This is a genomic window from Streptomyces hilarionis, assembly GCF_024539675.1.
GTDB lineage: Bacteria > Actinomycetota > Actinomycetes > Streptomycetales > Streptomycetaceae > Streptomyces > Streptomyces hilarionis.
In genome coordinates this window covers 1-329 of sequence record NZ_JAHHIT010000578.1, presented here as the reverse complement: position 1 = coordinate 329, position 329 = coordinate 1, and the positions used below count along the sequence as shown (strand labels likewise).

1 protein-coding gene is annotated in these 329 nt (G+C 62.6%); it reads left to right on the top strand.

Annotated features, from left to right (window positions below; all coding sequences use genetic code 11):
- Positions 1-329: TraU family protein (locus tag KMS84_RS44260; RefSeq protein WP_256921494.1), on the top strand; the 329-nt coding region annotated here is incomplete at both ends.

Here is a 329-nt window from a genome sequence, read left to right as displayed (position 1 = left end):
CCTGTGCCAGCGGCGCAACCGCGTTCATGCCCTACTATCTGAGTACCCTGGACTCACTGGCCTGGCGCCATGGCATCCCAGAAAGTCTTTACCCCGAGTCGCTCGTGCCGGGGCTCCGTGAAATCGGACGTCAGGCCTCGGGAAACATGTGGGGCAACGTTTATCCCCGGCAGGGCTTTCTGGTACAGCCCGACGACTTCAAGGCGGCCGCCGTCATGGCGCAACGGGCGGTTGATGTGATGACCCGCAACTGGCAGCCGCATGTGTATGTACCGCTCACGCCCGCCAAACGCGACGGCTACTGGCCGCCTGGTCCGATCATTGAAAAC